Here is a 24,499-nt window from a genome sequence, read left to right as displayed (position 1 = left end):
GGCGGGTGAAACCTGGAAAAACAGTAACTTCGGTGACAGTCCATAGGGAGGGCTGAGGCCCTTCACTCCTTAGTGATGAAAGAGGAAATTACTGTATCAGGATTTTTCTGGGGGACAAAGCAGCTTTTTCAACGGCGGTTTAGGATGGCGCCACGCTCTATCGCCGGTGAAAGCTAAGATTTCTCTGAGCATGCAATAACAGAGCAGCGTCACAAAAAATATTTTTTCACTCACTAAAATAAATGTCGCGTTCGTGAAGCATCGCGCACAGGCATTTGAAACTGCGTGAGAAATGTTAGGCGTGCGTTTCTTTTTTTCTACCATAATGTATCTGAACCGCGGAAGTGACTGCCAAGACGGCGCGGAGAATCGACACAATTCGCGCCTGGAGTTCAACGAGGAGGTAGCGAGTGGCAATAGCTATTATCATCGGCACACACGGGGCTGCAGCGGAACAACTGCTGAAAACGGCGGAGATGCTATTGGGCGAGCAGGACAACGTCGCCTTTATAGACTTCGTTCCCGGTGAGAATGCCGAAACGTTAATCGTCAAGTACAACGAAAAAATCAGTGGGTTGGATACCAGCGGCGGCGTGCTGTTCCTGGTGGATACCTGGGGCGGCAGCCCGTTCAACGCCGCCAGCCGCATTGCGGTCGACAAGGAAAACTATGAGGTCGTCACCGGGGTCAACATTCCGATGCTGGTGGAAACCTTCATGGCGCGGGACGATAACCCCGCGTTCGATGAACTGGTCGCGCTGGCGTTGGAAACCGGCCGCGAAGGTGTGAAAGCGCTGAAAAAACCGCAGGAAGAACCCGCAAAACCCACAGCACCCGTCGCCAAAGCCGTGGCCCCTCAGGCGCCGCTGGGGCCAAACGATCACATGAAGATCGGCCTGGCGCGCATCGATGACCGCTTGATTCACGGCCAGGTCGCCACCCGCTGGACCAAAGAAACCAACGTCAGCCGCATCATCGTCGTCAGCGATGAAGTCGCCGCCGACCATGTGCGCAAAACTCTGCTGACCCAGGTCGCCCCGCCGGGCGTCACCGCTCACGTGGTGGACGTGGCGAAGGCCATCCGCGTCTGGAACAACCCGAAATACGCCAACGACCGCGTGATGTTGCTGTTCACCAACCCGACCGACGTCTGGCGTCTGGTGGAGGGCGGCGTGGAGATTAAGTCCGTCAATATCGGCGGCATGGCGTTCCGTCAGGGGAAAACCCAGGTGAACAACGCCGTTTCCGTCGATGAAAAAGATATCGAAGCGTTTAAGAAACTGAACGATCGCGGTATCGAGCTGGAGGTGCGCAAGGTCTCGTCCGACAGCCGGCTAAAAATGATGGACCTGATTAACAAACTCAATTAGTGGCGCCAGCCGCTGATTATTTTACTCAGAGCTTTTTTGGTCATAGGAGAAGTGCAATGGAGATCACCACTCTTCAGATTGTGCTGATATTTATCGTTGCCTGTATCGCCGGGATGGGTTCCGTCCTCGACGAGTTCCAGTTCCACCGTCCGCTGGTCGCCTGTACCCTGATCGGCTTCATTCTCGGCGACATGAAAACCGGCATCATCATCGGCGGTACGCTGGAAATGATCGCCCTGGGCTGGATGAACATCGGTGCGGCGGTCGCGCCGGATGCCGCCCTGGCATCCATCATCTCGACCATCCTGGTCATCGCCGGCGGGCAAAGCGTCGGCGCCGGTATCGCCCTGGCCATTCCGCTGGCGGCGGCCGGCCAGGTGCTGACCATCATCGTGCGTACCCTCACCGTGGCCTTCCAGCACGCGGCGGACAGCGCGGCGGAGCGCGGCAGCCTGCGCGCCATCACCTGGATCCATATCGGCGCCCTGCTGCTGCAGGCGATGCGTATCGCCATTCCGGCGGTCATCGTCGCCATCTCGGTCGGCACCGCCGGGGTACACGCGCTGCTCAACTCGATCCCGGAAGTGGTCACCAGCGGCCTGAACATCGCCGGCGGCATGATCGTGGTGGTCGGTTACGCGATGGTGATTAACATGATGCGCGCCGGCTACCTGATGCCGTTCTTCTACCTCGGTTTCGTGACCGCCGCCTTCACCAACTTCAACCTGGTGGCGCTCGGCGTCATCGGCGTGGTGATGGCCGTGCTGTATATCCAGCTCAGCCCGAAATACAACAAGTCTCAGGTTGTCCAGGCCGGCCCGGCTAATGCGAACGATCTCGATAACGAACTCGACTAGGAATAGGTGAGAGAAATGGTTGATACAACTGCTCAAAAGAAACTCACGCCGGCCGACATTCGCGGCGTGTTCCTGCGCTCTAACCTGTTCCAGGGTTCATGGAACTTCGAACGCATGCAGGCGCTGGGTTTTTGCTTCTCGATGGTACCGGTGATCCGTCGCCTGTATCCGGAAAACAATGACGACCGCAAACAGGCGATCAAGCGCCACCTCGAGTTCTTCAACACCCACCCTTACGTGGCGGCGCCGGTGCTCGGCGTGACCATGGCGATGGAAGAGCAACGCGCCAACGGCGCGCCGATCGACGACGGTGCGATCAACGGCATCAAGGTCGGTCTGATGGGGCCGTTGGCAGGCGTCGGTGACCCGATTTTCTGGGGCACCGTGCGGCCGGTGTTCGCCGCGCTCGGCGCCGGCATCGCCATGAGCGGCAGCCTGCTCGGGCCGATCCTGTTCTTCGTGCTGTTCAACCTGGTGCGATTGCTGACCCGCTACTACGGCGTGGCCTACGGTTACCGTAAAGGGGTAGACATCGTCAACGACATGGGCGGCGGCTTCCTGCAAAAACTGACGGAAGGGGCGTCCATTCTCGGCCTGTTTGTTATGGGCGCGCTGGTCAACAAGTGGACGCACGTGAATATCCCGCTGGTGGTGTCCAAAATCACCGACCAGACCGGGCATACCAACGTCACCACGGTGCAGACCATCCTCGACCAGCTGATGCCGGGCCTGGTGCCGTTGCTGCTGACCTTCGCCTGTATGTGGCTGCTGCGCAAGAAAGTCAATGCGCTGTGGATCATCATCGGTTTCTTCGTCATCGGCATCTTTGGCTATTGGATTGGCCTGCTGGGCCTGTAATCGTTCGAAACGGCCGGGGGCACCCCCCGGCTTTTTTATGTGTGGAGCAAGAGATGTCGCTGACCGACGCCGTACTGATGCTGTTTATCGCCCTGCTGTTGCTGTACTCGCTGTATGACGAATTCGGCATGAACCTGCTGAAAGGCAAAACGCGGCTTAAGGTGCCGCTTAAGCGCCGCCATCGCCTCGACAGCCTGATTTTCGTCGGCCTGATCGCCATTCTTATTTACCGCAATGTCACCGCCAACGGTGCGGTATTAACCACTTATCTGCTTATTTCTTTAGCGCTGCTCGCGATCTATATCTCTTATATTCGCTCTCCCAAAATACTGTTTAAAACACAAGGTTTTTTCTTCGCGAATGTGTTTGTCGAATATAACCGCATTAAAGCCATGAATTTATCGGAGGACGGTATTTTGGCCATCGACCTGGAGCAACGCAGGCTGTTGGTTCAGGTGACGCACTTGGACAACCTGGAAAAGATTTATAATTTTTTCGTTGATAATCAATAGATAAATAAAAAATCGCCTTGTTTCCGCTCAAACCTTGCGCTGCTTATGGATAATTAATCGGCAGCGCCATTTCCTTTCTGGCTATTATTCCCGCAACATTGTTACCCGCGTCTACATTATATTCCCACATGAACTTAGATTAATGAAAACGAGTCTCAATTAAGATCAAACATTGCTCTAGAATAAAGTTGTCGGTGGCGGAAATAATATGGTATGGTTGCGCCGTCATTGGGGAGTAGCCGGTTTCTGGAGAATAAAACGCCAGAAACGCCCGTATCAACATACTCGTTTCGCCGTATGAAACGTGGTGCGGGCAGCCAGGTAAGGTTGGCGAGACCATAGACACGTGACTCCGTCGTTTGGTTGGGGGTGGGTTACGTGTATATGGAGCCACCCGGCCGAGGCTATTTCACATGAACCTTTCAGCAACGCTCATTCTCGCTTTTGGCATGTCCATGGATGCTTTCGCCGCTTCGATCGGCAAAGGCGCCAGCCTGCATCAACCCCGTTTCCGCGAAGCGATCCGCACCGGCCTGATCTTCGGCGTGGTCGAAGCCATTACCCCGCTCATCGGTTGGGCCATCGGCCTGTTCGCCAGCCAGTACATCATGGAATGGGATCACTGGGTCGCCTTCTCGCTGCTGTTCATTCTCGGCATGCGCATGATCGTCGAAGGGGTGCGCAACCGGCCCGATGAAGAAGAGAAGGTCAAACGTCACGGCTTCTGGATATTGGTGGCCACCGCTGTTGCCACCAGCCTCGACGCCATGGCTATCGGCGTCGGCCTGGCCTTCCTGCAGGTCAATATCGTGCATACCGCGATGGCCATCGGCTGCGCCACCATGATCATGGCGACGCTGGGCATGATGATCGGCCGCTTTATCGGCCCGCTGCTGGGCAAACGCGCCGAGATCCTCGGCGGCGTGGTGCTGATCGGTATCGGCGTCAACATTCTGCTGGAGCACCTCGGCTACCTGGCCTGAGGCGCTCGCCCTGCAAAAAAACCTGCCGCGGCAGGTTTTTTTGTTTCTGGGTTTACTGCGCCGGTTAAGCGCGGCGTCGGTACAGCGCCAACGCGAAATCCGTTTCGCACACGAACTCGCCGCCATGCGCCAGCCGCTGCTGCACCTCCGGCGTAGCGCGCCAGGCGAACGGTGTCATCTGCAGCAGGTTGGCGGCCTGTGCGCCCGGCAGGGCCATCGTATAGGCCAACGCCTCTTTACGCTCGCACTCGAAACCGTCGAACTGCTCGTCCTGTTCGGCATGCAGCTGCACCTGCGGGTAGACCTGTTCTTTCAATTGGTACAGATGACGCGGGCCCGGCGAGACAGTCACTACCACGCCGCCCGGCTTCACCACCCGCGCCAGCTCCTGCGCCTTGCAAGGTGCATAAATGCGCAAGACCGCATCCAGCGCGCGGTCGGCGAACGGCAAACGGTGGCTGGAGGCGACGCAGAACGAGACCGCGGGATAGCGTTTGGCGGCGTAGCGGATCGCCACCTTGGCGACGTCCAGCCCATAGACCGCCATATTGCGCGCTTGCGCCAACCGTGTGGCCACGGCGGCGGTGTAATACCCTTCCCCACAGCCTATGTCCAACAACGCGCCTGCATCGGCCGGCAGCGCCAAATCCAGCCACTCGGCCACCTGCTGTTGCAGTGGCTGATAATAACCGCCGTCGAGAAATGCGCGCCGTGCCTGCATCATTTCCGCGCTGTCTCCCGGCTGCTTCGATCGCTTGTGCTGCACCGGCAGCAGATTGACGTAGCCTTCTTTGGCTTGATCGAACTGATGATTGCCGTCGCAACGCCAGTGTTGTGATGAAAAATGCAGCGGTTGATGACACAGGGGGCATTGATAAGACATGAATGGGCTTCCAGAAAGACAGGGCGCGGCTAGTCTAAAGAAGGCGCCGGCTTGATGCAAGGCGCATCCCCGCTCGCTTTCACCGCCAACAACGCCTGGTCAAGCGGGGAAAAAGCTGGCTACACTGAGAGTCTGTTTTCTCACGCAGGTGAAAATAACTTATGAGCGATCGTTCCGCGCTGCTCGATGCGGTGCCCCACATTCAGCATGGCTTCGGCAGCAAAATTGCGCTGCTGCCCGGGCATCTGCTGCCCTATCGCGCCACGCTACCGGAAAAGAAGCAGGTGCACGGCACCCGCATTGTCGACATATTGCAGCCGGCGCAGGCATGCGGTGAGGCCGACGGCTTCTACACCCGCCAGCCCGGCATTCTGCTCAGCGTGTTGACGGCGGACTGTCTGCCGGTGCTGTTCAGCCGCCGCGACGGCGGCGCCATCGGGGCCGTGCACGCCGGCTGGCGCGGGTTGCTGGACGGCATTCTGGAACAAATGGCGGCGCGCATTCGCCAGGACGGCGACACCGCCGATTGGGTGGTCTCTATCGGCCCCGCCGCCGGCCCGTGCTGCTACGAAGTCGATGAAGCGCTGGTGGAGAATTTCAAACAGCGTCTGCCGCTGCCCGCCGCGTTGATCAGCCCGCATTACCGGCATCTGGATCTGGCCGCAATTGCCGAATACAAGCTGACGGCGCTCGGCTTCGCCGCCGTTGACCGCGCCGGCAGTTGCACCATCTGCACGCCGGATGTCGACCCGCAGCGGCCACAGCGCTTCAAATACACCAGCTATCGCCGCAACAGCCACCGGCGCGCGCAGGATCCGACGCATCCGGGGATCAAAGGCCGCAACCAGTACGCCGGCATCATCATCGCCGCCGGATGACGGAAACGAAAAAGCCCGCTCGAAGGCGGGCTTTTTGTACAGCTGACGCTGATTAGATAGCAGTAACGTTTACTGCAGATGGGCCTTTCTGGCCATCTTGGATTTCGAACTCAACGTTCTGGCCTTCAGCCAGGGTTTTGAAGCCGTTACCCTGGATTGCAGAGAAGTGTACGAACACGTCTTTGCTGCCGTCAGCCGGGGTGATGAAACCGAAACCTTTAGACTCGTTGAACCACTTAACTTGACCTTTGATCTTTGCCATCTTGAGTATTTCCTTTGGATTGTTTAAACCGCCCGAGGGCGTTACATAGACAAACTAGAGTCGTTACTGCTTGAGGCACTAAGATAAGGATCGGCAGAGAAGCGGTATTCAACGCTAACGTCTTTACTCAGAACTTCTTTACTGAAAATGCCACACATATACAGAACTGTACCTCGTTTTACCCAGATGCGTTATCACATACTCTGTATGCGATGGCAAGCCATTTTTAATCACTGAACGACATGTCGCACATATTTGAAACGGTCGAGAGCCACATTTGCTTAAATAGGCCAAAAGATGTTGAAGCATCGGCTATTTTCTGCTTGCCGAAATCATCGCGCCAAGCCCCGCATTCTGATGGTGTTTTAACAAAACTTTCATCGTTTTGACGCATGTCCGCCACCTCTTTTTCGCCTTTTCGCCGCTTATAGCGTTAAAAAATTTGAATCTTTATGGAATGAGATATGCAACATTTGAATATCGATGAACGGGGGCCAATTTATTCAACGCTCCTCCGACCATTTTCCGCCGGAAAGCGCATTCCCCATCGCCCTGCAGGCCTGACGACAAACGGCGCGAACAAGAGAGCGGCGAGGGGCAGAAGTCACGTCTGCGCATCGGTCAACGGTTGCATAAGCATGCAAACGCCTGACGGGTCTTCCGTTCGTCGTTGTTTCATCATAAATAATCCGAAGGCCGTTAACCGACCCAGCCAGAATAGGTTCCGGAATAATCTTATGAATGACGAAAGTTCAACGTTGAATTAATTCCTGAAAACCAGGTGGTTATTTGCATCACCACCCGCGCTTATCGATTTTCCTAATTACTGGGCCGCTTGCTGAGCGTGGGCATTATTCCTTCCCCGGCTCCGCCAGGCGGATAGACGGCACGTGTTGCGCCCCCGGCAACGCGATGCGCTCGCCAATCTTCAGCGGATGGAATTGATGCTGCTCCAGCCCCGCCTCGCTCAGCGCCATATTCAACTGCAGCGGCGGCTCGTCCAGCGCTTCATCCGCCAATTCGAATACCCCCCAGTGGATGGGGATGGCCCGCGGCTGATTCAGTTCGAGATACAGCGCCACCGACTGCTGCGGATCCATATGCTGCTCCTGCATGAACCAGCGCGGCGCATAGGCGCCGATGGGCAACGCCGCCACGTCGAACGGCCCGAGCCGTTGACCGATCTCCGCCAGCCGCGCCGAATAGCCGCTGTCGCCGGAAAAATAGAACCGCAGCGCCGGATGATGGATCACCCAACCGCACCACAGCGAGCGGTTGCGATCCCACAGCGTGCGCATGCTCCAGTGTCGCGCCGGGGTGGCGTAGACCGTCAGATCGCCCAACGCCAGGCTCTGCCACCAGTCCAGTTCATGCACCTTCAGCCGATAGCGACGGAACCAGCGCTTCAAGCCGAGCGGCACGATGAACTCGGCCTGCGGGAAGCGCCGCGCCAGCTGCCGCACGGTACGCCTGTCGAGATGGTCATAATGGTTATGGGAGATCAGCACCGCATCCATCGCCGGCAGTTGGCCCACCGTCAGCGGCGTCGGCGTTCTGCGCTTCGGGCCGTAGAAACTCAGCGGCGATGCGCGTTCGGACAACACCGGATCGATCAGGATGTAACGGCCGCCCAACCGCAGCAGCATTGAGGCATGCCCCAACCACCAGATGCTGTCGTCACTGCCGCTGAGATCGGCGGGTTGCCACCAGCCCTTCGTAAATTGCGCATAGCCGCGCTGCGGCGGCCTCGGCAGCCCCTGCCGCTTGCGTTCATCCCGCCAACGCTGCAGATCGCCCTCCTGGCGCTGCGAGGGTTCCAGGTTGCGAAATCCCTCCGGCGTGTGATGCGCCTTGGCCGCATCGTAATAACGATTTCTTTTCATTCAGCCCCTTTTCCTGACCGCTGCGCGCCCCGCATGGGCGTGACTTTCAGTCTAACAAACCCGGCGCAACTCGCACTTCGTCAGCCGTGCGCTGCATTACGGGAGCTTTTGCCGTATACTGTTGTCTCACTCCGGTGAGAAAGCCAGGGCCGCCAAGAGCCCGTTAAGACTCTCTTAAGATCTTTGTGATTGACTTGTAGGGCATACAGAAAAGGAGACGTTATGAGTCGTTCTACATCCCGCAAATCAGGCCAGGGCCTGGGGTGCCGTATTCGCCGCACGCTGCTGGCGCAAAAGCAATACTGGAAAATGTATTTCGCCATGAAACTGCGCCGTCTGCGCGTACCTGCACCGCTGGTGCTGCTGGCCGGTTCGCTGCTCGGGTTCTTCATGCTGACTCTGCTGATGCTCAGCGTGGTGGCTATCGACGTGATCGGCACCCTGCTGCTGCTGTGCCGGAAACTGCTGGGACGGGGTCACGGTGAGGGACGCGCCTTTATGCCGCGCGGCTGACGAGACGTGAAGCGGAGGCGCGCAATACGCCTCCGCACACGGATTAGCGTTTGGCGCCTTTGCGGCGCGTCAGCATAAACCCGCCCCACAGCACCGCGATCCACACCGGCATCAGCAACACCGAGATGCGGATCCCTTCGCTGAAATACATGATCACCAGAATCAGGCCAAGGAAGGTCAGGCACAGGTAGTTGCCAAACGGATACCACAGCGCCTTAAAGCTGGGAATGACGCCCTGGCGATTCTTCGCCGCGCGGAATTTCAGGTGCGCCAGGCAGATCATTACCCAGTTGATCACCAGCGTTGAAACCACCAGCGCCATCAGCAGCTCAAACGCCTTGCCGGGCATCAGGTAGTTGATCAGCACGCCAATCGAAGTAATCAGCGCCGACAGCGCAATGGACAGCACCGGCACGCCCCGTTTATTCACGCGCGTCAACGCCTGCGGCGCATTGCCCTGGCTGGCCAGCCCGAACAGCATGCGGCTGTTGGCATACACGCCGCTGTTGTAGACCGACAGCGCGGCGGTCAACACCACCACATTGAGCACGGTGGCCACCAGATTGCTGTTCAGCGCATGGAAGATCAGCACGAACGGGCTGCCGCCTTCCACCACCTGCCCCCACGGATAGAGCGACAGCAGCACGGTCAGCGAGCCGATATAGAAGATCAGAATGCGGTACACCACCTGATTGGTCGCTTTGGGAATACTGCGACGCGGATCGGCGGCTTCCGCCGCGGTGATGCCGACCATTTCCAGCCCGCCGAACGAGAACATGATCACCGCCATCGCCATCACCAGCCCGGAGAAGCCGTGCGGCATGAAGCCGCCCTGCTGCCACAGGTTGGTAATACTGGCCTGCGGCCCGCCGTTGCCGCTGACCAGCAGCCACGCGCCAAACACGATCATGCCGACAATCGCCACCACCTTGATGATGGCGAACCAGAACTCGGTTTCGCCGTACAGGCGCACGTTCACCAGGTTGATCAGATTGATCAGCACAAAGAACAGCGCGGCGGAGGCCCAGGTGGGAATGTCCGGCCACCAATACTGAATGTAGATGCCGACGGCGGTCAATTCCGCCATGCCGACCAGAATGAACATCGCCCAGTAGTTCCAGCCGGAAAGGAAGCCGGCGAAGTCGCCCCAATATTTATAGGCAAAGTGGCTGAAAGATCCGGCGACCGGCTCCTCCACCACCATTTCGCCCAGCTGGCGCATGATCAAGAACGCGATAAAACCGCCGATGGCGTAGCCCAACAGCACGGCGGGGCCGGCCATTTTAATGGTTTGCGCAATGCCGAGAAATAAACCGGTGCCGATGGCGCCCCCGAGGGCAATAAGCTGTATATGTCTGTTTTTTAAGCCGCGTTTTAGCGGAGTATCCTGATGCTGACCGCCCATCTTATCCTCATATGGCGTACGCCCTTGCCGTCATCGGCCAAGATTTCGCCAATCAATAAATGTATCTGCGGGCGGCTTTTTAACACTTAACCCCGTGAGCATCAAGGAGTAGCGCCCCGAGAGGGCAGAGCGGAGCGCGATTTCTTCACTATCGAAAAGCGGGTAACCGCGGCGTTCAACCAGGCATGCCGCACAGTTTGGTCAGGTTGCGCGCGCCGATCATCAGCGTGGCAACATAGGATTGGCGACGCGTGACCACTTCCACCGCCACGCGATCGTTTTGATATTTTATCAGATAGGTCGAGGGCCAGCCCTGACGGCGCTGGCCGAAGCTTTCGGCATGACGATCGATCGCCGCATGGGCAATCACCAGATGAGACAAGTTTTTATCACCTTTGATAATGCGCTTCATAAACAGCCTCCGCCAACGACAGCTCTGTTATTAGAAAAAGGAGAAACTCTTACCAATCACCGGTATTTTTCGAATCAGTTAGCCTGCCGGCTCATCAGGAAGCAGATCATCGCCGCGCGCAGCGGGCTGGCGCAGTCCGCCTGCCATTCGCCGCCCTGGGTGCTCATGCGCGCCTGCCACTGCGGGCTGTCGCTTTGGTTGTCGGGGTTCAGACTGATTTTGTTGGCGCAAATGATCGGCCAGGCATCGGAGGGATTCTTGCAATAATCTTTACCTTTCACGCCACCGTAGGGATACCATTTGTCCGGGTTCTCCCCGGTCAGCAGCGCGATGCTGCGGTTCACTTCGGCATCGCTTTCTTCGTACCATTTAATCATCGGCTTCATCCATCTTTCGTAAGGTTCGCGCTACATTACGATGTCTGTACGACAGTTTTATGACAGCGCCACTGGTTTTCACATTATCTCTACTAATGCTTTGTCCCCTTTATCTTTCCCCTCCCCCTGAGTACACTTTTGGCCTGCTTACCGCCCTGGAAACGCCTGCATGTTGACCGGTCTCAACCACCTGACGCTCGCCGTCAGCGATCTCGATCGCAGCTTTGATTTTTATCATCGTTTACTGGGATTTGCCCCGCACGCCCGCTGGCAAGGCGGCGCCTATCTTTCACTGGGGGCATTGTGGCTGTGCCTGTCGCTGGATGAAGCGCGTACGCAACAAAGCGCGCACGATTACACCCATTACGCCTTCAGCGTAGCGCCGGAGCAATTTGAGTCGGTCAGCGAGCGGCTGCGCCAGGGCGGCGTCGAAGAGTGGAAAAGCAATCGCAGCGAAGGCGACTCACTCTATTTTCTCGATCCCGATGGGCATCAGTTGGAGATCCATGCCGGCGATCTGGCCAGCCGCCTGGCGGCCTGCCGGGAAAAACCGTATCGGGGCATGGTGTTTTACTGAGGCGCCCCGGCGGCGCACCGCCGGCCGGAGCGTCATGATCAGCGTTCGGGGATAAAACCTTTGAAATCCAGCGCGGGGCTGAGATCGTCGTCGTCAGCATCAGCGCGAGCGCCCTGCGCCAGGCGCTTCAACAGCGCCGTTTGCTGGCGTTGCTGCTCGGCAATTTCCTGCAGCAGGCGAATCTGCTCGTTAGCGCGCACGCTGGCGCGGTTCACCAGGAACCAAACCCACAGCCCGGCCAGTAACGCCACGGCGGCAAAGGCCAGCGACAACAGGCCGTTCTGGCCAAAACCTAAATCGTACATGGACAACCCTATCTACGGCGAAAATCAGGCCGCCATCTTAACACTCACGGCGGTCGTGCGAACATCCCGGCCTTAAAATGGCTTACCAGGGCACTAAACGCGTCACTGAACAAATGCCCAACGCAAAATTTCCGCCATCGTCGCAATAACTGTCCAACGCCAACAGGTAGAAAAACAGGCAGGCAGCAACGGCCGCAATTATCACGAGGATTTTTTTTCGCAACAAATTTAGCAGCCTCATTGTTGTACAGGTAATCTATCGCGCATGTTATCACAGCCAAATTAAACGAAGTTTAACTTTCCGTTTAGATTTCTGGCTATTGCCCGCTTTTTCAGACTGGAACTCTTGCCGCCACGCTGACGCCATGGCTAGATCGAATCATCAGGAACAACGAGGAAACGCAATGAGCAGATTGATTAAGTGGGTACTGGTGTTGGCGGTCATTTACGGCGGCTTTTTGATCTCGGGCTACGGCGTGCTGATAGGCAGCAACAAAAACGTCGGCGGGTTGGGATTGCAGTGCAAATATCTGACGGCGCGCAACGTGGCAATCGCCCAGTACGTCAATGGCGACAACGGTTTCATCGGCGTGGCCGACTGCCCGCTGTTCAAGAAAATCGAAACGGTGGTGGATTAACCGCCACCGCCCGACGCCGCCGCTTTGCGGCGGCTCCGCGTCAGCTGCGGGTAAATTTCATCTCGATCAGCGCAATCGCCTTGTCAATCGCCCGGCGGGTCACCGGATCGGCGCCTGCAGGATGCGTAGAGAAATCGATGCTTTTCAGCTGCCCCGCCATCTTGTCGCGCACTTCGGTCGGCGCAATCACGTCGATAACGTCCAGAATCTGTTTGATGACCAGTTGGCAAGCGACCAGATCGGAAGCCAATTCCTGCTCGTTGCTCAGCATGTCAGACATAATAACTTTTCCTCTTGATTCAAACGCCGCACAGCATAGCACGCAGCCCACGCCATTGCCCGTTCTCCCCGCCTTTTTCCCCCTTCTGCGCACCGCCGGGCAAAAGCCCGCAGCGGATTAGCCTATACTTGCAGCATGACGGTGGCAAAAACCACCCGTAAGCCACAATCAACAGGAGAAAGTTATGGCGAATCACAATGTGAAATCCTGGGCGACAGTGCGTGAAACTTCGGTGGAAATCGCCGAAGCTATTTTTGAACTGGCGGGAAACGACGAAGTATTGGCACAGAAGATTTGGGAAGAAGGCAGTGACGAAGCGCTGGAGAAGGCCTTTGCCAAAACCACCGCCGACCAGCTTTATTGGGGAGAGGAAACCGTCGAGCGGAAAAACGTTTGAGCCGCGCGCAACAAAAAGCCCGGGTTTCTGACCCAGGCTTTCCCGATTAGCGATCGCCCCGTTCAGCGGCGTGCAATGGCTCTTGCTCTCACGGCTCTTCACCTCCCACACCTTCCGCATTTTTCATGCTCATCACCGGCATCGCCATAAAAGCGCCGACGCCCACGATTACAACCAGAGTAATAATCACTGTCATTAACATGCGATCACCCCATCAACGTTGAGTTGTTACGGCTGACTCTGTTTTGGCGGTTACTTGCTGTGGCCTACTCCGCGTCACCCACCGCGGCGGCGACAGTCTCAGATTAGCCGTTTTTCCTTTCGACTGACAAGCGGCGGTTGAACGGTTTTTCCGAATAATTTCCGCCGTCACCGGCGGCGTTTTTGTCCGCGGCGGCAAGTTGTGTATACTTCACCGCTATGTAGATCTCACACTGACGCACTGATGATACAAGAACACCATCTCTCATTGGTCTGCGCCCTCAGCAAATGGGTCGAAACTCACCTTGGACGAGTGATCCATCTCGAAGAGCTGGCCGAGTACTCCGGCTACTCGCTGTGGCACATGCAGAAACTGTTCAAAGAAGCGACAGGGATTTCGCTGGGCAAATACATTCGCGAACGCCGTCTGGCCGGCGCGGTCTACCAACTGCGCAGCAGCGAAGCGTCAATTTTCGATATCGCCCTGGACTTTGGCTTCGGTTCTCAGTCCCACTTCACCTACATGTTCAGAAAGCGTTTTAATATCACGCCTTTTGATTTCCGCCAGGATTTGAGCGTCGATCTGCATATCGATCCGCCGCTGCACGTCATTCACCAAAAATCTGCCTGACGCGCCCGCCTTAAACCGGCGCGTTAACGCGCGCCCCATAGCGCCAGCATCGCGATCAACGCCGGCAGCGCCTGCACCCACAGGATCTTGCGGCTGGCGGTCAGCCCGCCAAACACGCCGGCCGCCAACACACACCCGAGAAAGAACAGCTGCAGCGCCATATCCTCACGCCAGTAGCCCCACGCCAGCCCCAGCGCCAAAAAGCCGTTGTACAACCCCTGATTGGCGGCCAGAACCCGCGTGGCCACGGCGAACTCCGCCGTCGTCCCGAATGCCCGCCTGCCGAGCGGCGCACGCCACAGAAACATTTCCAGCACCAGGATATAAAGATGCAGCGCCGCGATAAGCAACAGCAAAATATCGGCAAATGGCTTCATGATTGTCCCAATGGCTTATTGAGGATGTCATCAAGTATAAGCGGACCAGCAATATTCACGGCCGACGGGGATAAAAAAACCCGCCGAAGCGGGTTTAAGCAAGAGTCATTTATTGAGATTAGTTTAATACGGCAACCAACAATGCCGCGACGGAGGCCCAAAATAGCGCCGTGGCAATCACGACATGGGACAGTCTTGCTTTATAGAGTACCTGGCTCATAATGACCTCACTGACATCTGACTAACGGGAGACAGCCTGACTTCCTGAGGATTATCCTAAACTTCTTTTCTTTATCATTATATGAGCCAGATCACTGTTCCGCGGACAAACCCTATATTGTCAGCGAAGCTGACGTCGCGATCACATTAATTGCGCCCTATTAGAGCGAAATAAACCGGTTCATCGCGGCGATTATATCCTAACGCTATCAAACATCACGCCAGGGCAGGCGTGGCGCAGTCATGCGCTCGCCAGAAGAGCCGTTAACCGCCGGGAAACGCGGTGTTCCCTGCGCCCAATCCTGCTGCGCCTGAGTAATTTCCGCCTTGGTATGGCCGACGAAGTTCCACCAGATCAGGATCTCTTCGTTTAACGGTACGCCGCCAATTAATAATCCTCGCCCGCCCTTTTGCGAACTTAACTCAATAGAGTTATTCTTCATGCCCAAATAGGCGAATTCATCCGGTGAAAAGGTTTCACCATTAAGTTCAAATGCACCAATAAGGGGCAAAAAACCGATTTCATAATCGTCACGCAGCGGCAATTCTACCCTCGCCGCTTCCTGCCATTCCATATCAATGGCGATTAATGGCGAAAGGGTAAACACCGGCGAACGATAAGCGCCGAATTCCCCGACCAGCAAACGGTGATTGACGCCGTTATTCCGCCACTGCGGCAAGTCGGGATAATGATCGAAACGCGGTGCCATGTCGGCATGCTCGGCCGGCAGCGCGATCCACAATTGTGCAGCGTGCAATCGCCGCGCCGCGCCCACCGACTGTTCCGTATGCGCGATGCCGCGCCCTGCGGTCATCAGATTGACCTGGCCCGGCCGGATCACCTGCTCGCTGCCGAGGCTGTCGCGGTGCAGCACTTCGCCCTCGATCATCCAGGTGAACGTTTGCAAACCGGTATGCGGATGCGGCCCCACATCCATGCCGGGCGCGCTGCCCTCGAACACCGTCGGCCCGGCATGATCGAGAAAACACCAGGCGCCGACGGTGCGCCGCTCCCGGGTTGGCAGCGCACGGTTGATAGGAATGCCCCCCACTTCGGCATTACGCACGGCAATGCGCTGGATCTGACGCGCTCCATCAACGACGGGGCACCCGCGTGAAGGGGATGTAGGCGTAGGACGGGACTGAGTCATCGCAAGGACCTCCTGAATGGCGCCGATTCGCCAAGGGTAACCGCCCCCAGCTTAGCACAGGGCAGTCTCGACGACGTTGGGTACGATCGCGCGAGTTATGACGTTTTGACATAGCAGCTTTTGATATCGATATCGTCTTGCGCATGCCTGAGATCGGAGAAATAGGTCACGCCAAAGAGAATTGATACCACCAGCAGCACGGAAACCAACAGACCGATAATCGCCAGCAGTTTGGTTTCATCATGGAGATTAGGCTCCATTTTATCTCCCCTAGTTAATCGCGTCAGGTCACCCACAGCGTGACCGCCAGCGTAAAGATAATCAGTGAGCAGGAGGCAATCGCCAACACGACGATCGCAAATTGTGCGTCACCTAAGGTTTCTCGGTAGTTTTTATCCGTTGAGGCGTTACGCTGTTGTTTCACTAAATCGCTTTTCACTCGTTCAACTGCTGCATTGCTGCTTGAAGGGCAAGACGTCCCCTCAGAATGGGGGATGGAAGTCGCCACCTCGGTCGTTCAGGCCTCAACCGGGGCATGACGCTATCAACTTTCCCCACTGGGGTCAACATCCCCTCTGCCGGTGAACGAGTGGAGGCGCAAGGCCGATGTCACCGACATTGAGAGCGCAGGGAAATAAGAGACGCCTCTAACAGAGGGCAAAAAAAACCCGGCACGTAGCCGGGCTATGGCAGACCAACGCGTTATTGCGGAATACGCAATACCTGCCCAGGATAGATCTTGTCCGGGCTCGACAGCATCGGCTTGTTGGCCTCGAAAATCTTGTTATACAGATTGGCGTTGCCGTACATCTCTTTGGAGATCGCGCTCAGCGTATCGCCTTTCTTCACGGTATAGAAGCGGCTCTCGGCATCGGATTGCGCCACCGCCACCTTATCTTCCACGCCGCTGATGCCCGCCACGTTGCCGATCGCCACCAGGATCTTTTCTTTCAATTCCTGGCTGACGGCATCGCCGGTCACGACGGCTTTGCCATCGACCACCTGCACATCGACTTTGTCGGTGCCCGGCAAGCCGCTCTTATCGAGATGCTCTTTCAGTTTGGCGCTTTGATCTTCGGCGGAGGCATTACCTGTGACTGAGTCCCACAGTTTCTCGCCCGCTTCTTTGACGAAGTTAAACAATCCCATATTCACTCCTTTCAATGGTTGCATTAATGCGTTGAAGTAAGGCCTGATAAGCTTAGCATCGTCAAAAGGATATGCCATCCGCTCCCGGCGCCAGAAACGGTTAGAGTATTCCGAAAATGCGGTCAATGGCGATTTATCAGGCAATGATGCTGAAAAATCGCGTTTTTTTACCTACACTGTCGCTGACAAGACTGCTCGATGGAGGAGGCACGCAACGATGTACGCATTGGTGATGTTTGTCTGTTATCTGGATGGCGGCTGCAGTGAAATGGTGGTCGACATATTGCGCGACGAATCACAATGCCTGATCGCGATGAAGGAACAGAACCTGCGCCACGCCGGTTGTTATCCCATGGAAGAGTTCATCGACGGTTTTTGGCTCCCGGCCAGTGAATACTCGGATTTTTGATCGCCCTTTCCCCATAACTGAGGAATTTCTGATTTCATCGGAAACTTCGTCTTCCCCCGAGGCAGAAGACCGCCATTTTGCTAAATTGCGGCTCCCGAAGAAGAGAAAGACAGAGAAAGGTCATGCCAGCATCGGCTCATTCCAACGAGCATTATGAAACTCTGCTGCGCGACGTCAGCCTGGCGTTAGGCGACGCGGTGCTGCAGTTAATCAAAAACCATAAAAAGGTATCCGGCGGCAATATTCTTTCACAGCTGGTGACGGAGATAGAGCGCGAACAGGATCAGCAACGTTTCGCCGCGTTGCGTTCCGCCATTGAGCTGGTCGGCTTGGCGCCCAAAAGTTGAGGAACCGATAAAAACAAAGGCAGGGCGCAAGCCCTGCCTGGTTACCAATCCCGACACAGGATGAAGGTAATGATGGAAACTTAGAAGCGGTAGGTCAGGTTGACGGCAACGATGTCGTCGGTGTTCAGCTTCAGTTTGTTATCGTCGTTCAACTGGTTGATTTTGTAATCGACGTAGGTGTACATGTTTTTGTTGAAGTAGTAAGTGGCACCCACTTCCACATATTTCACCAGATCGGCGTCGCCAAATCCTTCGATATCCTTGCCTTTCGACTGCACATAGGCCAGTGACGGACGCAGACCGTTCTCGAACTGGTACTGAGCCACCACTTCGAAGTTTTGCGTCTTGTTAGCGAAACCGGCAATATCATTCACCTTGATTGGGGTCATATTGCGAGTTTCCGCATACATCGCCGCCAGATAGACCTGGTTGGCGTCGTATTTAATGGCAGTAGTCCAGGCGGAAGCCTTATCGCCTTTACCGTACTGCAGCGCTTTCTGGTCGCTGGTGCGGTTGGAGTCGGAGAACGCCGCCGCTACGCCGATGCCGCTGCCGCCGATGTCCTGATAGTCCAGAGACAGGCCGTAACCGTCGCCGTTTTGCTTGGTCACGCTGCGCTTGTCACCGTCGTTTTTACCCTGGTACTGCAACGCCAGGTTCAGGCCTTCCACCAAACCGAAGAAGTCACGGTTGCGGTAGGTCGCCAGGCCGTTGGAGCGCGCGGTCATGTAGTTGTCGGTATAGCTGTAGGAGTCGCCGCCGAATTCCGGCAGCATGTCGGTGTAGGCTTCGGCGTCGTACACCACGCCGTAGTTACGGCCGTAGTCGAATGAGCCATAGTTGGCGAACTTCAGCCCGGCGAAGCCCAGACGCGTTTTGGTGCCGGTGGTGCCCTGCGCTTCGTCGTGGTTGGCAGCAACCTGGTATTCCCACTGGCCGTAACCGGTCAACTGATCGTTGATTTGGGTTTCGCCTTTAAAGCCCAGACGAACGTAAGTTTTGTCCCCGTCTTCTTCCTTGTCTTTACTGAAAACGTGTTTGGCAGCAACGCGGCCGTACAGGTCGAGTTTATTGCCATCCTTATTATAGATTTCAGCCGCGTTGGCGAAGGAGGTGACCGCCCCGAGGGCGACAGCTAAGGCTAATACACTGCGTTTCATCATTTATTTTCCTAGATATTATAATTAGAACCCTGCCCGTCACGCCCAATTTATAATTTGGGCTGTGATTTTATCTTTTGGTATTTTATGAGCGCCCCTAATGCGGGGGTGATGTGACATTAGCATCATGAATCAAAACTTAAAATCAAAAAGTTCATGAAACAACGAGGAGAAAGCATGTTTATTTGTAACCAGATATTACAATATGAGTATCACTCAACTCATTGAATATAAGAATATTTTATCACATAAGTTATAACCAAAATGGTGCATTGCATCAATTTGGTGCATTTCGGTTTCGTTTTGCGTGCTTTCCGCGCGATCTTAAAGTAACAACAAAATTAGCATGGTTATTAAAAACGTTACTTATTTCACATTTTTATCTTAACAAAGTCACCAGGCAATTAAGGCTTTCAGATAACGATCTAACGCAGCCTTTATTCATTCGCGCAAGGAATGCATTCAAGACGAATAAAATTCGATTAGCGGCAGTTAAAATAGCGAAAAATAGCAGACTGGAATAATGAAAGGAATAACGACGGCACACTGGCGGCGCCGCCGTGAATAATCAATACAGCGTAGAGCGGGAAACTTCGGTCAACAACATACCGGCCCGCAGGCCCAACGCCACGTTGGGGTTAGGGAACAGTATCCACGCGCCTTCCTGGCCAACGCGATAGTCCTCCTGCGGCTGTTCACACAGCAACATACCCGGTTTCAGCTCGGTGAAGTTGGCCGTATCATCGTCCAGGTGCAGCTTGAAATCCTCGCTGTGTTTGATCAACGAGTGCATCACGCGGAATACCCGTATCTCGCCGCCCGCACGCGCCGGCAAAGCGCCTTCACTGACCGCCGCCCGCAGCGCGCGATCGATGGCGGCGAACTGCTGCAGATCGTTGCTGCCGAACGGCCGCGCCTTGCCCAGCTCGAGCGTACAGCTCGCCGCATGGAGATGTTCGCTGGCGTAGTGGCTGAAAGTACCGCCCGGGGCGCTGTGTACCACCAGCGCATCCAGATCGGCGGCATCCAGCAGCTTAAGCATAGCTTCACTGTACGGGCGTTTCTGGAAGGGCAGGATGCCGAAACGCGGCAAATGCGATTCACGAATGGCGGTGTGCAGATCATAGTGGAAGCGCGCCGCCTGTTCGCCATCGAAAAAGGCCGCGAGCGCACGTTCCAGCTGCTGCGCGCGCGCGGTTTCGCCGCTGGCGGCGAAGTTGCGGTAGCGGCCGCCGAACATACGGTTCATGTCGCTGTGTAGATAACGTTTGTTTGCCCGCATCGCCGGCGGGTTGCCCAGTACCACCAGCAGCCGCACCGACAGCGGCAACCGGCCGCTCAGCAGATCGCCCACCAGCCGATTGAGCAGTTCGATCGGCGCGGTTTCGTTGCCGTGCACGCCCGCCGATACCACCATCGCCTGGCGGTAAGCCTGCCGCGGCGTGAGCTCCAGCAGCCCTTCTCCCTGCCAGCGCCAGCGCAGCTGCGGCGTTTCACCCTGCCATTCGGCGGGTTCGTTCCCGTCCAGCGTCAGGGGCAGTAGATCAATCATGGCGCCTCCCTTAGCGTTGGAACGGATAGAGGGAACCGAGACCGAGGATCGACGTCAGCGAATCCAGCGCCTCGCGCCCTTCGCGCAGCAGCAGCGGATCGGCCAGGTCATCCTGCGTCAGGCGATCGCGATAATGACGATCCACCCATTCGTTCAGCGTCGCGAACAGCCGATCGTTCATCATCACGCGCGGATTGACCGCCCGCAGCTCCTGCTCGTTGAGCGCCACCCGCAGCCGCAGGCAGGCCGGGCCGCCGCCGTTGCGCATGCTTTCGCGCAGATCGAACACGCGAACTTCATCGATCGGGCCGCCGCTGCCGATCATGTCGTTCAGATAACGCCACACGCCGGCATGCTGACGCGACTCTTCCGGTACCACGATCATCATTTTGCCGTTCGGCTTGGTGAGAATTTGGCTGTTGAACAGGTAGGTCGCCACCGCGTCCGCCACCGAGACGCGCTCTGTCGGCACCTCGATCGCCACCAGCTCGCTGTCCAGCGTCGCCATCTTGCGGCGCACTTCATCCAGCGCCTGCTGCTGGCGGTAAAACGCCTGCTGGTGGTGGAACAGCACGTTCTGGTTGCTGACCGCAATCACGTCGTTATGGAACACACCCTGGTCGATCACCGCCGGGTTTTGCTGCACGAAGACCGTATGCTGCTCGTCCAGCTGGTGCAGGCGAGCGATCGCCTCGCCGGCTTCGCGCGTCTGGCGCGCCGGATAACGCGCCGGCGCCGTTTCGCCGCCGAACTCCTGGCGACCGTAGACGAACACCTGCACGCTGCGCCTGGCGTAGTCGCCGCCCAGACGATTGTGGTTGGCCGCCCCTTCGTCACCGAACAACGCCACCTGCGGCAACGCCTCGTGGTGGGCGAAATGCCGATCGTCGCTGAACATCGCCCGCAACGCGGCGCTGGTGGTTTCCGCTTCGATGGCGCGGTGGAATTTGTTGTTCAGGTTGGCGGCGGTGAAATGCACTTTACCGTCGGCGCTGTCCGCCGAAGGCGACACCGTGGCCGCATTGGCGGTCCACATGCACGACGCCGAACTGAGTGCCGACAGCAGGCGCGGCGATTGGCGCATCGCCTGCGCCAACACCGCCTCATCGCTGCCGCTGAAGCCTAAACGCCGCAGCATCGGCAAGTGCGGCCGCTCCTGCGGTGGCAATACCCCTTGCTGGAAACCGAGATCGGCCAACGCCTTCATTTTCAGCAAGCCTTGTTTCGCCGCCAGCTTCGGGTTCGAGATGCTGTTTTGATGCTGCGTCGACGCCTCGTTGCCGAACGACAGCCCGGCATAGTGGTGCGTTGGCCCCACCAAACCGTCGAAATTGACTTCATATCCTGACATGTTCATCCCCTGGGGATAGCGTGCGGCGACGGCAATGCGCCGCCGCAGACGATTAACGGAACGACAAGCCCGGCGAGAGCGTCGCCGGCAGCGACAGGCTTTCGCTTTCCAGCGAAGCCATCGGCCAGGCGCAATAGTCCGCCGCATAGAAGGCGCTTGGGCGATGGTTGCCGGAGGCTCCCACGCCGCCGAACGGCGCCGCGCTGGACGCCCCGGTCAGCGGCTTGTTCCAGTTGACGATGCCCGCGCGCGCTTCCAGCAGCAATCGCTCGAACAGCTCGCGCTGCGGCGATACCAGCCCCACCGACAGGCCGTAGCGCGTCCGGTTGGCGAGCTGCAGCGCTTCGTCGAAATCGCGGTAGCGCACAATGGTGGTCAGCGGCCCGAAGTACTCTTCGTCCGGTACGCCGGCCACGCCGGTCAGATCGACAATGCCCGGGCTGAGCAGCGAACGGCCCGGCTCCAGCAGGCGCATGGTCAGCAGCGATTTGCCGCCCAGCGCCAGCAAGCGCTGCTGCGCTTGCAGCATGTTTTCCGCTGCGGCGGACGACACCACCCCGCCCATGAACGGCTGCGGCTCGGCATCCCAGCGGCCGACTCGCAGTTCACCCGCCACCTGGACCAGACGCGCGATAAAGGCATCGCCTTCCGCCCCCTGCTTCACCAGAATACGCCGTGAACAGGTGCAGCGTTGGCCGGCGGAGATAAACGCCGATTGGATAGCCAGGTTGACCGCCGCATCGCGATCGTCGAAACCGTCGACGATCAGCGCGTTGTTGCCGCCCATCTCCAGCGCCAGGATCTTCTCCGGCTGCCCCGCCAGTTGGCGATGCAGGTGATAGCCGGTGCCGGCGCTGCCGGTGAACAGCAGACCGTCGATATCCGCACTGGCTGCCAGCGCTTCGCCGGTCTCGCGGCCGCCTTGCACCAGATTGATCACCCCGTCCGGCAGGCCGGCCAGCAGCCACAGCTTCAGGGTTTCCTCGGCGGTCAGCGGCGTCAGCTCGCTCGGCTTGAACACCACGCAGTTACCGGCCAGCAGTGCCGGCACGATATGGCCGTTCGGCAGATGGCCGGGGAAGTTGTAAGGCCCGAACACCGCCAGCACGCCGTGCGGACGATGGCGCAGCACCGAAGCGCCGTCGGCCATTGCCGTCTGGCTAAAACCGGTGCGCGTCTGGTAGGCCTGCAGCGAAATGCCCACTTTGCCGATCATCGCCTGAATTTCGGTCAGCGTTTCCCAGCGCGGTTTGCCGGTCTCGCGGCTGATGGTTTCCGCCAGCGACTGTTTGTGTTCTTCCAGCAAGGTGGCGAAGCGTTTCACCAGTTGTTCGCGCTGTTCGAACGGCGTGCGCGCCCAGGCGGGGAACGCGGCGCGCGCGGCTTCGCAGGCGGCGGCGACGTCATCGGCGTCGGCGGCGTTGGCGCGCCACAGCGGCTGATTGCCGACCGGATCGGCCTTGCCGAACTCGGCGCCGCGGCCCTGCCGCCAGACGCCGTTAATCAACAGTGCAGGATGGGACATCATGCTTTCTCCTGTGCAATAAGGGGGAGCACCCGCACCGGGCTGCCCTGCTCGACGCCCAGCGCCGCAGCGGTGGCGGCGTTGATATGCAGGCGGTCGTCATACAGATCGGCATTGACCAACAGTGCGCGGTAGTTCTGATAGTTGTCGTTGGCCACCAGATGCACCGGCGCATCGGCGCGCATCGGCGTGTCATCCAGCACCACTTTCACCAGGCGGCTCTGCTTCACCGCGCGGATGTGGTCGATCTCGGCTTCCAGCGTCGGGCCGCCGTCGAAGATATCGACGTAGCCCTGATAGCTCAGGCCTTCTGCCTCCAGCAACCGGCGCGCCGGCAAGGTCTGCGGATGCACTTCGCCAATCACTTTCTGCGCGTCTTCGGCCAGAAAATCGACATATAACGGGTGTTTCGGCATCAGTTCGGCGATAAACGCCTTCTGCCCGGTGCCGCTCAGGTAGTCCGCCTTGGCGAACTCGATGGAGAAGAAATGGTGCCCGACGCTCTCCCAGAACGGCGAACGGCCGTTTTCATCGGAGAAACCGCGCATCTCGGCGATCAGGCGCCGTGAGAAACGCTCGCGGAACGCGGCAATAAACAGGAAACGCACCTTCGACAGCAGCTTGCCGTTCTCGCCGTGACGATAATCCGGATCGAGGAACAGCGTGCACAGCTCCGAATGGCCGGTATGATCGTTGCTGAGGAACAGCGTCGGCACCGATTTATAGACGTTCAGCTGTTTGGAGGCGTGCACCTGCGTGCCGACGCGGAAGCTGTACCAGGGTTCCGCCAGGCCGACGGCCACTTCGATCGCACAGACACCCACTGCCTGCCGGCGCTCGCTGTCCTCCAACACGAACAAATAACACTGGTCACTTTGCGGAAGTTCGCCTTGCCAGGTTTTTAACGCCCGCTCAATGCGTGCCGACAGGGTATCTTCATTTTGCGGCAGTGAAGTGAGACCGATGCCGGATTTACCGGCAAGCGTCAGTAAATCAGCCAGATCGCGACGCTCTATAGGGCGAATAATCATCATAAT

General features: G+C 57.5%; 34 protein-coding genes and 1 riboswitch. Of the genes, 13 read left to right on the top strand and 21 right to left on the bottom strand.

Annotated elements, in window-relative coordinates:
• Positions 1-410 precede the first annotated feature (410 nt).
• The 5 genes from manX to mntP all read left to right on the top strand — a co-directional run bounded on the left by manX (position 411) and on the right by mntP (position 4,580).
• The gene (manX, locus tag M6G53_RS12135; RefSeq protein ID WP_253331731.1) at positions 411-1,370 is read left to right on the top strand and encodes a PTS mannose transporter subunit IIAB; all 960 of its coding nucleotides are present in this window, start codon (positions 411-413) and stop codon (positions 1,368-1,370) included.
• 56 nt (positions 1,371-1,426) lie between these two features.
• Entirely contained in the window at positions 1,427-2,227 is an 801-nt protein-coding gene (locus tag M6G53_RS12130) for a PTS mannose/fructose/sorbose transporter subunit IIC (RefSeq protein WP_033634888.1), read from the top strand.
• A 15-nt stretch (positions 2,228-2,242) separates the two neighbouring features.
• Entirely contained in the window at positions 2,243-3,085 is an 843-nt protein-coding gene (locus M6G53_RS12125; RefSeq protein WP_033634889.1) for a PTS mannose transporter subunit IID, read from the top strand.
• Positions 3,086-3,138: 53 nt separating this feature from the next.
• Complete coding sequence (locus tag M6G53_RS12120; protein ID WP_253331728.1) at positions 3,139-3,597, top strand: DUF986 family protein; 459 nt, start codon at positions 3,139-3,141, stop codon at positions 3,595-3,597.
• Positions 3,598-3,815: 218 nt separating this feature from the next.
• A riboswitch (yybP-ykoY riboswitch) is annotated at positions 3,816-3,999 on the top strand.
• 11 nt (positions 4,000-4,010) lie between these two features.
• On the top strand, positions 4,011-4,580 hold the full coding sequence (gene mntP / locus M6G53_RS12115) for a manganese efflux pump MntP (protein WP_253331726.1): 570 nt from the start codon (positions 4,011-4,013) through the stop codon (positions 4,578-4,580).
• Positions 4,581-4,644: 64 nt separating this feature from the next.
• On the opposite strand, the gene rlmA is transcribed toward mntP, so the two are convergent.
• Complete coding sequence (gene rlmA / locus M6G53_RS12110) at positions 4,645-5,463, bottom strand: 23S rRNA (guanine(745)-N(1))-methyltransferase (protein ID WP_253331724.1); 819 nt, start codon at positions 5,461-5,463, stop codon at positions 4,645-4,647.
• A 161-nt stretch (positions 5,464-5,624) separates the two neighbouring features.
• Here rlmA and pgeF point away from each other — a divergent pair, with 161 nt between their 5' ends.
• The gene (gene pgeF, locus M6G53_RS12105; RefSeq protein ID WP_253331722.1) at positions 5,625-6,341 is read left to right on the top strand and encodes a peptidoglycan editing factor PgeF; all 717 of its coding nucleotides are present in this window, start codon (positions 5,625-5,627) and stop codon (positions 6,339-6,341) included.
• A 52-nt stretch (positions 6,342-6,393) separates the two neighbouring features.
• Here the strand turns inward: pgeF and cspE are convergent, their stop codons facing one another.
• The 4 genes from cspE to M6G53_RS12085 form a co-directional block, all read right to left on the bottom strand.
• Entirely contained in the window at positions 6,394-6,603 is a 210-nt protein-coding gene (gene cspE, locus M6G53_RS12100; RefSeq protein WP_002221949.1) for a transcription antiterminator/RNA stability regulator CspE, read from the bottom strand.
• A gap of 41 nt (positions 6,604-6,644) precedes the next feature.
• The gene (locus M6G53_RS12095; protein ID WP_002211058.1) at positions 6,645-6,761 is read right to left on the bottom strand and encodes a DUF2627 domain-containing protein; all 117 of its coding nucleotides are present in this window, start codon (positions 6,759-6,761) and stop codon (positions 6,645-6,647) included.
• A gap of 68 nt (positions 6,762-6,829) precedes the next feature.
• Positions 6,830-6,997, bottom strand: coding sequence for a hypothetical protein (locus tag M6G53_RS12090; RefSeq protein ID WP_253331720.1), 168 nt, complete (start codon positions 6,995-6,997; stop codon positions 6,830-6,832).
• Between the two features lie 457 nt (positions 6,998-7,454).
• Positions 7,455-8,486 carry an MBL fold metallo-hydrolase gene (locus M6G53_RS12085; RefSeq protein ID WP_253331718.1) on the bottom strand — a complete coding sequence of 344 codons (1,032 nt, stop codon included), beginning with the start codon at positions 8,484-8,486 and terminating at the stop codon, positions 7,455-7,457.
• Positions 8,487-8,708: 222 nt separating this feature from the next.
• On the opposite strand from M6G53_RS12085, the gene M6G53_RS12080 reads away from it, so the two are divergent.
• Positions 8,709-8,999, top strand: coding sequence for a hypothetical protein (locus M6G53_RS12080; protein WP_253331716.1), 291 nt, complete (start codon positions 8,709-8,711; stop codon positions 8,997-8,999).
• Positions 9,000-9,042: 43 nt separating this feature from the next.
• Here M6G53_RS12080 and M6G53_RS12075 read toward each other — a convergent pair whose 3' ends face one another.
• The 3 genes from M6G53_RS12075 to M6G53_RS12065 form a co-directional block, all read right to left on the bottom strand.
• Positions 9,043-10,404: an amino acid permease gene (locus M6G53_RS12075; RefSeq protein ID WP_253331714.1), complete on the bottom strand. Its 1,362-nt coding sequence runs from the start codon at positions 10,402-10,404 to the stop codon at positions 9,043-9,045.
• Between the two features lie 175 nt (positions 10,405-10,579).
• Positions 10,580-10,816 (bottom strand): DUF4060 family protein, encoded by a 237-nt coding sequence (locus M6G53_RS12070; protein ID WP_025303167.1) that lies wholly within the window; start codon positions 10,814-10,816, stop codon positions 10,580-10,582.
• Positions 10,817-10,890: 74 nt separating this feature from the next.
• Complete coding sequence (locus M6G53_RS12065; protein ID WP_253331711.1) at positions 10,891-11,193, bottom strand: phage protein NinX family protein; 303 nt, start codon at positions 11,191-11,193, stop codon at positions 10,891-10,893.
• A gap of 169 nt (positions 11,194-11,362) precedes the next feature.
• On the opposite strand from M6G53_RS12065, the gene fos reads away from it, so the two are divergent.
• Positions 11,363-11,770 carry a fosfomycin resistance glutathione transferase gene (gene fos, locus M6G53_RS12060; protein ID WP_253331709.1) on the top strand — a complete coding sequence of 136 codons (408 nt, stop codon included), beginning with the start codon at positions 11,363-11,365 and terminating at the stop codon, positions 11,768-11,770.
• Positions 11,771-11,808: 38 nt separating this feature from the next.
• Here fos and M6G53_RS12055 read toward each other — a convergent pair whose 3' ends face one another.
• Positions 11,809-12,075 (bottom strand): YebO family protein, encoded by a 267-nt coding sequence (locus M6G53_RS12055; protein WP_253331707.1) that lies wholly within the window; start codon positions 12,073-12,075, stop codon positions 11,809-11,811.
• Positions 12,076-12,157: 82 nt separating this feature from the next.
• Positions 12,158-12,301: a PhoP/PhoQ regulatory lipoprotein MgrB gene (mgrB, locus tag M6G53_RS12050; protein WP_494546270.1), complete on the bottom strand. Its 144-nt coding sequence runs from the start codon at positions 12,299-12,301 to the stop codon at positions 12,158-12,160.
• Positions 12,302-12,479: 178 nt separating this feature from the next.
• On the opposite strand from mgrB, the gene M6G53_RS12045 reads away from it, so the two are divergent.
• Positions 12,480-12,713 carry a YobH family protein gene (locus M6G53_RS12045; RefSeq protein WP_038877047.1) on the top strand — a complete coding sequence of 78 codons (234 nt, stop codon included), beginning with the start codon at positions 12,480-12,482 and terminating at the stop codon, positions 12,711-12,713.
• 40 nt (positions 12,714-12,753) lie between these two features.
• Here M6G53_RS12045 and M6G53_RS12040 read toward each other — a convergent pair whose 3' ends face one another.
• Positions 12,754-12,993, bottom strand: coding sequence for a DUF2766 family protein (locus tag M6G53_RS12040; protein WP_025303170.1), 240 nt, complete (start codon positions 12,991-12,993; stop codon positions 12,754-12,756).
• A 184-nt stretch (positions 12,994-13,177) separates the two neighbouring features.
• Between M6G53_RS12040 and M6G53_RS12035 the strand changes: the two genes are divergently transcribed.
• Complete coding sequence (locus M6G53_RS12035) at positions 13,178-13,390, top strand: YccJ family protein (RefSeq protein ID WP_004927694.1); 213 nt, start codon at positions 13,178-13,180, stop codon at positions 13,388-13,390.
• 445 nt (positions 13,391-13,835) lie between these two features.
• Positions 13,836-14,222, top strand: coding sequence for a helix-turn-helix domain-containing protein (locus M6G53_RS12030; protein WP_253331704.1), 387 nt, complete (start codon positions 13,836-13,838; stop codon positions 14,220-14,222).
• Positions 14,223-14,245: 23 nt separating this feature from the next.
• Here the strand turns inward: M6G53_RS12030 and M6G53_RS12025 are convergent, their stop codons facing one another.
• The 5 genes from M6G53_RS12025 to lysM all read right to left on the bottom strand — a co-directional run bounded on the left by M6G53_RS12025 (position 14,246) and on the right by lysM (position 17,118).
• The gene (locus tag M6G53_RS12025; RefSeq protein WP_253331702.1) at positions 14,246-14,599 is read right to left on the bottom strand and encodes a DUF1304 domain-containing protein; all 354 of its coding nucleotides are present in this window, start codon (positions 14,597-14,599) and stop codon (positions 14,246-14,248) included.
• Positions 14,600-15,027: 428 nt separating this feature from the next.
• Positions 15,028-15,969, bottom strand: a complete 942-nt coding sequence (locus tag M6G53_RS12020; protein ID WP_253331700.1) for a pirin family protein — start codon at positions 15,967-15,969, stop codon at positions 15,028-15,030.
• Positions 15,970-16,064: 95 nt separating this feature from the next.
• On the bottom strand, positions 16,065-16,229 hold the full coding sequence (locus M6G53_RS12015; RefSeq protein WP_253331698.1) for a hypothetical protein: 165 nt from the start codon (positions 16,227-16,229) through the stop codon (positions 16,065-16,067).
• Positions 16,230-16,252: 23 nt separating this feature from the next.
• Entirely contained in the window at positions 16,253-16,408 is a 156-nt protein-coding gene (locus M6G53_RS12010; protein WP_253331697.1) for a hypothetical protein, read from the bottom strand.
• Positions 16,409-16,671: 263 nt separating this feature from the next.
• Positions 16,672-17,118 carry a peptidoglycan-binding protein LysM gene (gene lysM, locus M6G53_RS12005; protein ID WP_253331695.1) on the bottom strand — a complete coding sequence of 149 codons (447 nt, stop codon included), beginning with the start codon at positions 17,116-17,118 and terminating at the stop codon, positions 16,672-16,674.
• Positions 17,119-17,335: 217 nt separating this feature from the next.
• Between lysM and M6G53_RS12000 the strand changes: the two genes are divergently transcribed.
• Both M6G53_RS12000 and M6G53_RS11995 read left to right on the top strand, forming a co-directional pair.
• On the top strand, positions 17,336-17,527 hold the full coding sequence (locus M6G53_RS12000; RefSeq protein WP_253331693.1) for a YdfD/YebW family protein: 192 nt from the start codon (positions 17,336-17,338) through the stop codon (positions 17,525-17,527).
• A 122-nt stretch (positions 17,528-17,649) separates the two neighbouring features.
• Positions 17,650-17,874, top strand: coding sequence for a biofilm development regulator YmgB/AriR family protein (locus M6G53_RS11995; RefSeq protein WP_253331691.1), 225 nt, complete (start codon positions 17,650-17,652; stop codon positions 17,872-17,874).
• Between the two features lie 80 nt (positions 17,875-17,954).
• On the opposite strand, the gene ompC is transcribed toward M6G53_RS11995, so the two are convergent.
• From ompC to astA, 5 genes are all read right to left on the bottom strand, one after another.
• Complete coding sequence (gene ompC / locus M6G53_RS11990; RefSeq protein ID WP_301286194.1) at positions 17,955-19,037, bottom strand: porin OmpC; 1,083 nt, start codon at positions 19,035-19,037, stop codon at positions 17,955-17,957.
• Positions 19,038-19,602: 565 nt separating this feature from the next.
• Entirely contained in the window at positions 19,603-20,586 is a 984-nt protein-coding gene (gene astE, locus M6G53_RS11985) for a succinylglutamate desuccinylase (RefSeq protein WP_253331689.1), read from the bottom strand.
• Positions 20,587-20,596: 10 nt separating this feature from the next.
• Positions 20,597-21,937 carry an N-succinylarginine dihydrolase gene (astB, locus tag M6G53_RS11980; RefSeq protein ID WP_253331688.1) on the bottom strand — a complete coding sequence of 447 codons (1,341 nt, stop codon included), beginning with the start codon at positions 21,935-21,937 and terminating at the stop codon, positions 20,597-20,599.
• Between the two features lie 52 nt (positions 21,938-21,989).
• Entirely contained in the window at positions 21,990-23,462 is a 1,473-nt protein-coding gene (gene astD, locus M6G53_RS11975; RefSeq protein WP_253331774.1) for a succinylglutamate-semialdehyde dehydrogenase, read from the bottom strand.
• The gene (gene astA, locus M6G53_RS11970; RefSeq protein ID WP_038877029.1) at positions 23,462-24,496 is read right to left on the bottom strand and encodes an arginine N-succinyltransferase; all 1,035 of its coding nucleotides are present in this window, start codon (positions 24,494-24,496) and stop codon (positions 23,462-23,464) included. The genes astD and astA overlap by 1 nt, the downstream gene beginning before the upstream one ends.
• Positions 24,497-24,499: the final 3 nt, after the last annotated feature.

This window comes from Serratia nevei (genome assembly GCF_024160145.1).
In the GTDB taxonomy this organism is placed as follows: domain Bacteria; phylum Pseudomonadota; class Gammaproteobacteria; order Enterobacterales; family Enterobacteriaceae; genus Serratia; species Serratia nevei_A.
Note: the sequence above shows the minus strand (reverse complement) of the source record. Positions and strands in the feature narration are given on the sequence as shown.

What these genes read in the sequence shown, in the direction of transcription:
- M6G53_RS12130 (WP_033634888.1), top strand. Translation starts at nt 1,427, where the DNA reads ATGGAGATCACCACTCTTCAGATTGTGCTGATATTTATCGTTGCCTGT.
- M6G53_RS12125 (WP_033634889.1), top strand. Translation starts at nt 2,243, where the DNA reads ATGGTTGATACAACTGCTCAAAAGAAACTCACGCCGGCCGACATTCGC.
- M6G53_RS12120 (WP_253331728.1), top strand. Translation starts at nt 3,139, where the DNA reads ATGTCGCTGACCGACGCCGTACTGATGCTGTTTATCGCCCTGCTGTTG.
- mntP (WP_253331726.1), top strand. Translation starts at nt 4,011, where the DNA reads ATGAACCTTTCAGCAACGCTCATTCTCGCTTTTGGCATGTCCATGGAT.
- rlmA (WP_253331724.1), bottom strand. Translation starts at nt 5,463, where the DNA reads ATGTCTTATCAATGCCCCCTGTGTCATCAACCGCTGCATTTTTCATCA.
- pgeF (WP_253331722.1), top strand. Translation starts at nt 5,625, where the DNA reads ATGAGCGATCGTTCCGCGCTGCTCGATGCGGTGCCCCACATTCAGCAT.
- cspE (WP_002221949.1), bottom strand. Translation starts at nt 6,603, where the DNA reads ATGGCAAAGATCAAAGGTCAAGTTAAGTGGTTCAACGAGTCTAAAGGT.
- M6G53_RS12095 (WP_002211058.1), bottom strand. Translation starts at nt 6,761, where the DNA reads ATGTGTGGCATTTTCAGTAAAGAAGTTCTGAGTAAAGACGTTAGCGTT.
- M6G53_RS12090 (WP_253331720.1), bottom strand. Translation starts at nt 6,997, where the DNA reads ATGCGTCAAAACGATGAAAGTTTTGTTAAAACACCATCAGAATGCGGG.
- M6G53_RS12085 (WP_253331718.1), bottom strand. Translation starts at nt 8,486, where the DNA reads ATGAAAAGAAATCGTTATTACGATGCGGCCAAGGCGCATCACACGCCG.
- M6G53_RS12080 (WP_253331716.1), top strand. Translation starts at nt 8,709, where the DNA reads ATGAGTCGTTCTACATCCCGCAAATCAGGCCAGGGCCTGGGGTGCCGT.
- M6G53_RS12075 (WP_253331714.1), bottom strand. Translation starts at nt 10,404, where the DNA reads ATGGGCGGTCAGCATCAGGATACTCCGCTAAAACGCGGCTTAAAAAAC.
- M6G53_RS12070 (WP_025303167.1), bottom strand. Translation starts at nt 10,816, where the DNA reads ATGAAGCGCATTATCAAAGGTGATAAAAACTTGTCTCATCTGGTGATT.
- M6G53_RS12065 (WP_253331711.1), bottom strand. Translation starts at nt 11,193, where the DNA reads ATGATTAAATGGTACGAAGAAAGCGATGCCGAAGTGAACCGCAGCATC.
- fos (WP_253331709.1), top strand. Translation starts at nt 11,363, where the DNA reads ATGTTGACCGGTCTCAACCACCTGACGCTCGCCGTCAGCGATCTCGAT.
- M6G53_RS12055 (WP_253331707.1), bottom strand. Translation starts at nt 12,075, where the DNA reads ATGTACGATTTAGGTTTTGGCCAGAACGGCCTGTTGTCGCTGGCCTTT.
- M6G53_RS12045 (WP_038877047.1), top strand. Translation starts at nt 12,480, where the DNA reads ATGAGCAGATTGATTAAGTGGGTACTGGTGTTGGCGGTCATTTACGGC.
- M6G53_RS12040 (WP_025303170.1), bottom strand. Translation starts at nt 12,993, where the DNA reads ATGTCTGACATGCTGAGCAACGAGCAGGAATTGGCTTCCGATCTGGTC.
- M6G53_RS12035 (WP_004927694.1), top strand. Translation starts at nt 13,178, where the DNA reads ATGGCGAATCACAATGTGAAATCCTGGGCGACAGTGCGTGAAACTTCG.
- M6G53_RS12030 (WP_253331704.1), top strand. Translation starts at nt 13,836, where the DNA reads ATGATACAAGAACACCATCTCTCATTGGTCTGCGCCCTCAGCAAATGG.
- M6G53_RS12025 (WP_253331702.1), bottom strand. Translation starts at nt 14,599, where the DNA reads ATGAAGCCATTTGCCGATATTTTGCTGTTGCTTATCGCGGCGCTGCAT.
- M6G53_RS12020 (WP_253331700.1), bottom strand. Translation starts at nt 15,969, where the DNA reads ATGACTCAGTCCCGTCCTACGCCTACATCCCCTTCACGCGGGTGCCCC.
- M6G53_RS12015 (WP_253331698.1), bottom strand. Translation starts at nt 16,229, where the DNA reads ATGGAGCCTAATCTCCATGATGAAACCAAACTGCTGGCGATTATCGGT.
- lysM (WP_253331695.1), bottom strand. Translation starts at nt 17,118, where the DNA reads ATGGGATTGTTTAACTTCGTCAAAGAAGCGGGCGAGAAACTGTGGGAC.
- M6G53_RS12000 (WP_253331693.1), top strand. Translation starts at nt 17,336, where the DNA reads ATGTACGCATTGGTGATGTTTGTCTGTTATCTGGATGGCGGCTGCAGT.
- M6G53_RS11995 (WP_253331691.1), top strand. Translation starts at nt 17,650, where the DNA reads ATGCCAGCATCGGCTCATTCCAACGAGCATTATGAAACTCTGCTGCGC.
- ompC (WP_301286194.1), bottom strand. Translation starts at nt 19,037, where the DNA reads ATGATGAAACGCAGTGTATTAGCCTTAGCTGTCGCCCTCGGGGCGGTC.
- astE (WP_253331689.1), bottom strand. Translation starts at nt 20,586, where the DNA reads ATGATTGATCTACTGCCCCTGACGCTGGACGGGAACGAACCCGCCGAA.
- astB (WP_253331688.1), bottom strand. Translation starts at nt 21,937, where the DNA reads ATGTCAGGATATGAAGTCAATTTCGACGGTTTGGTGGGGCCAACGCAC.
- astD (WP_253331774.1), bottom strand. Translation starts at nt 23,462, where the DNA reads ATGTCCCATCCTGCACTGTTGATTAACGGCGTCTGGCGGCAGGGCCGC.
- astA (WP_038877029.1), bottom strand. Translation starts at nt 24,496, where the DNA reads ATGATGATTATTCGCCCTATAGAGCGTCGCGATCTGGCTGATTTACTG.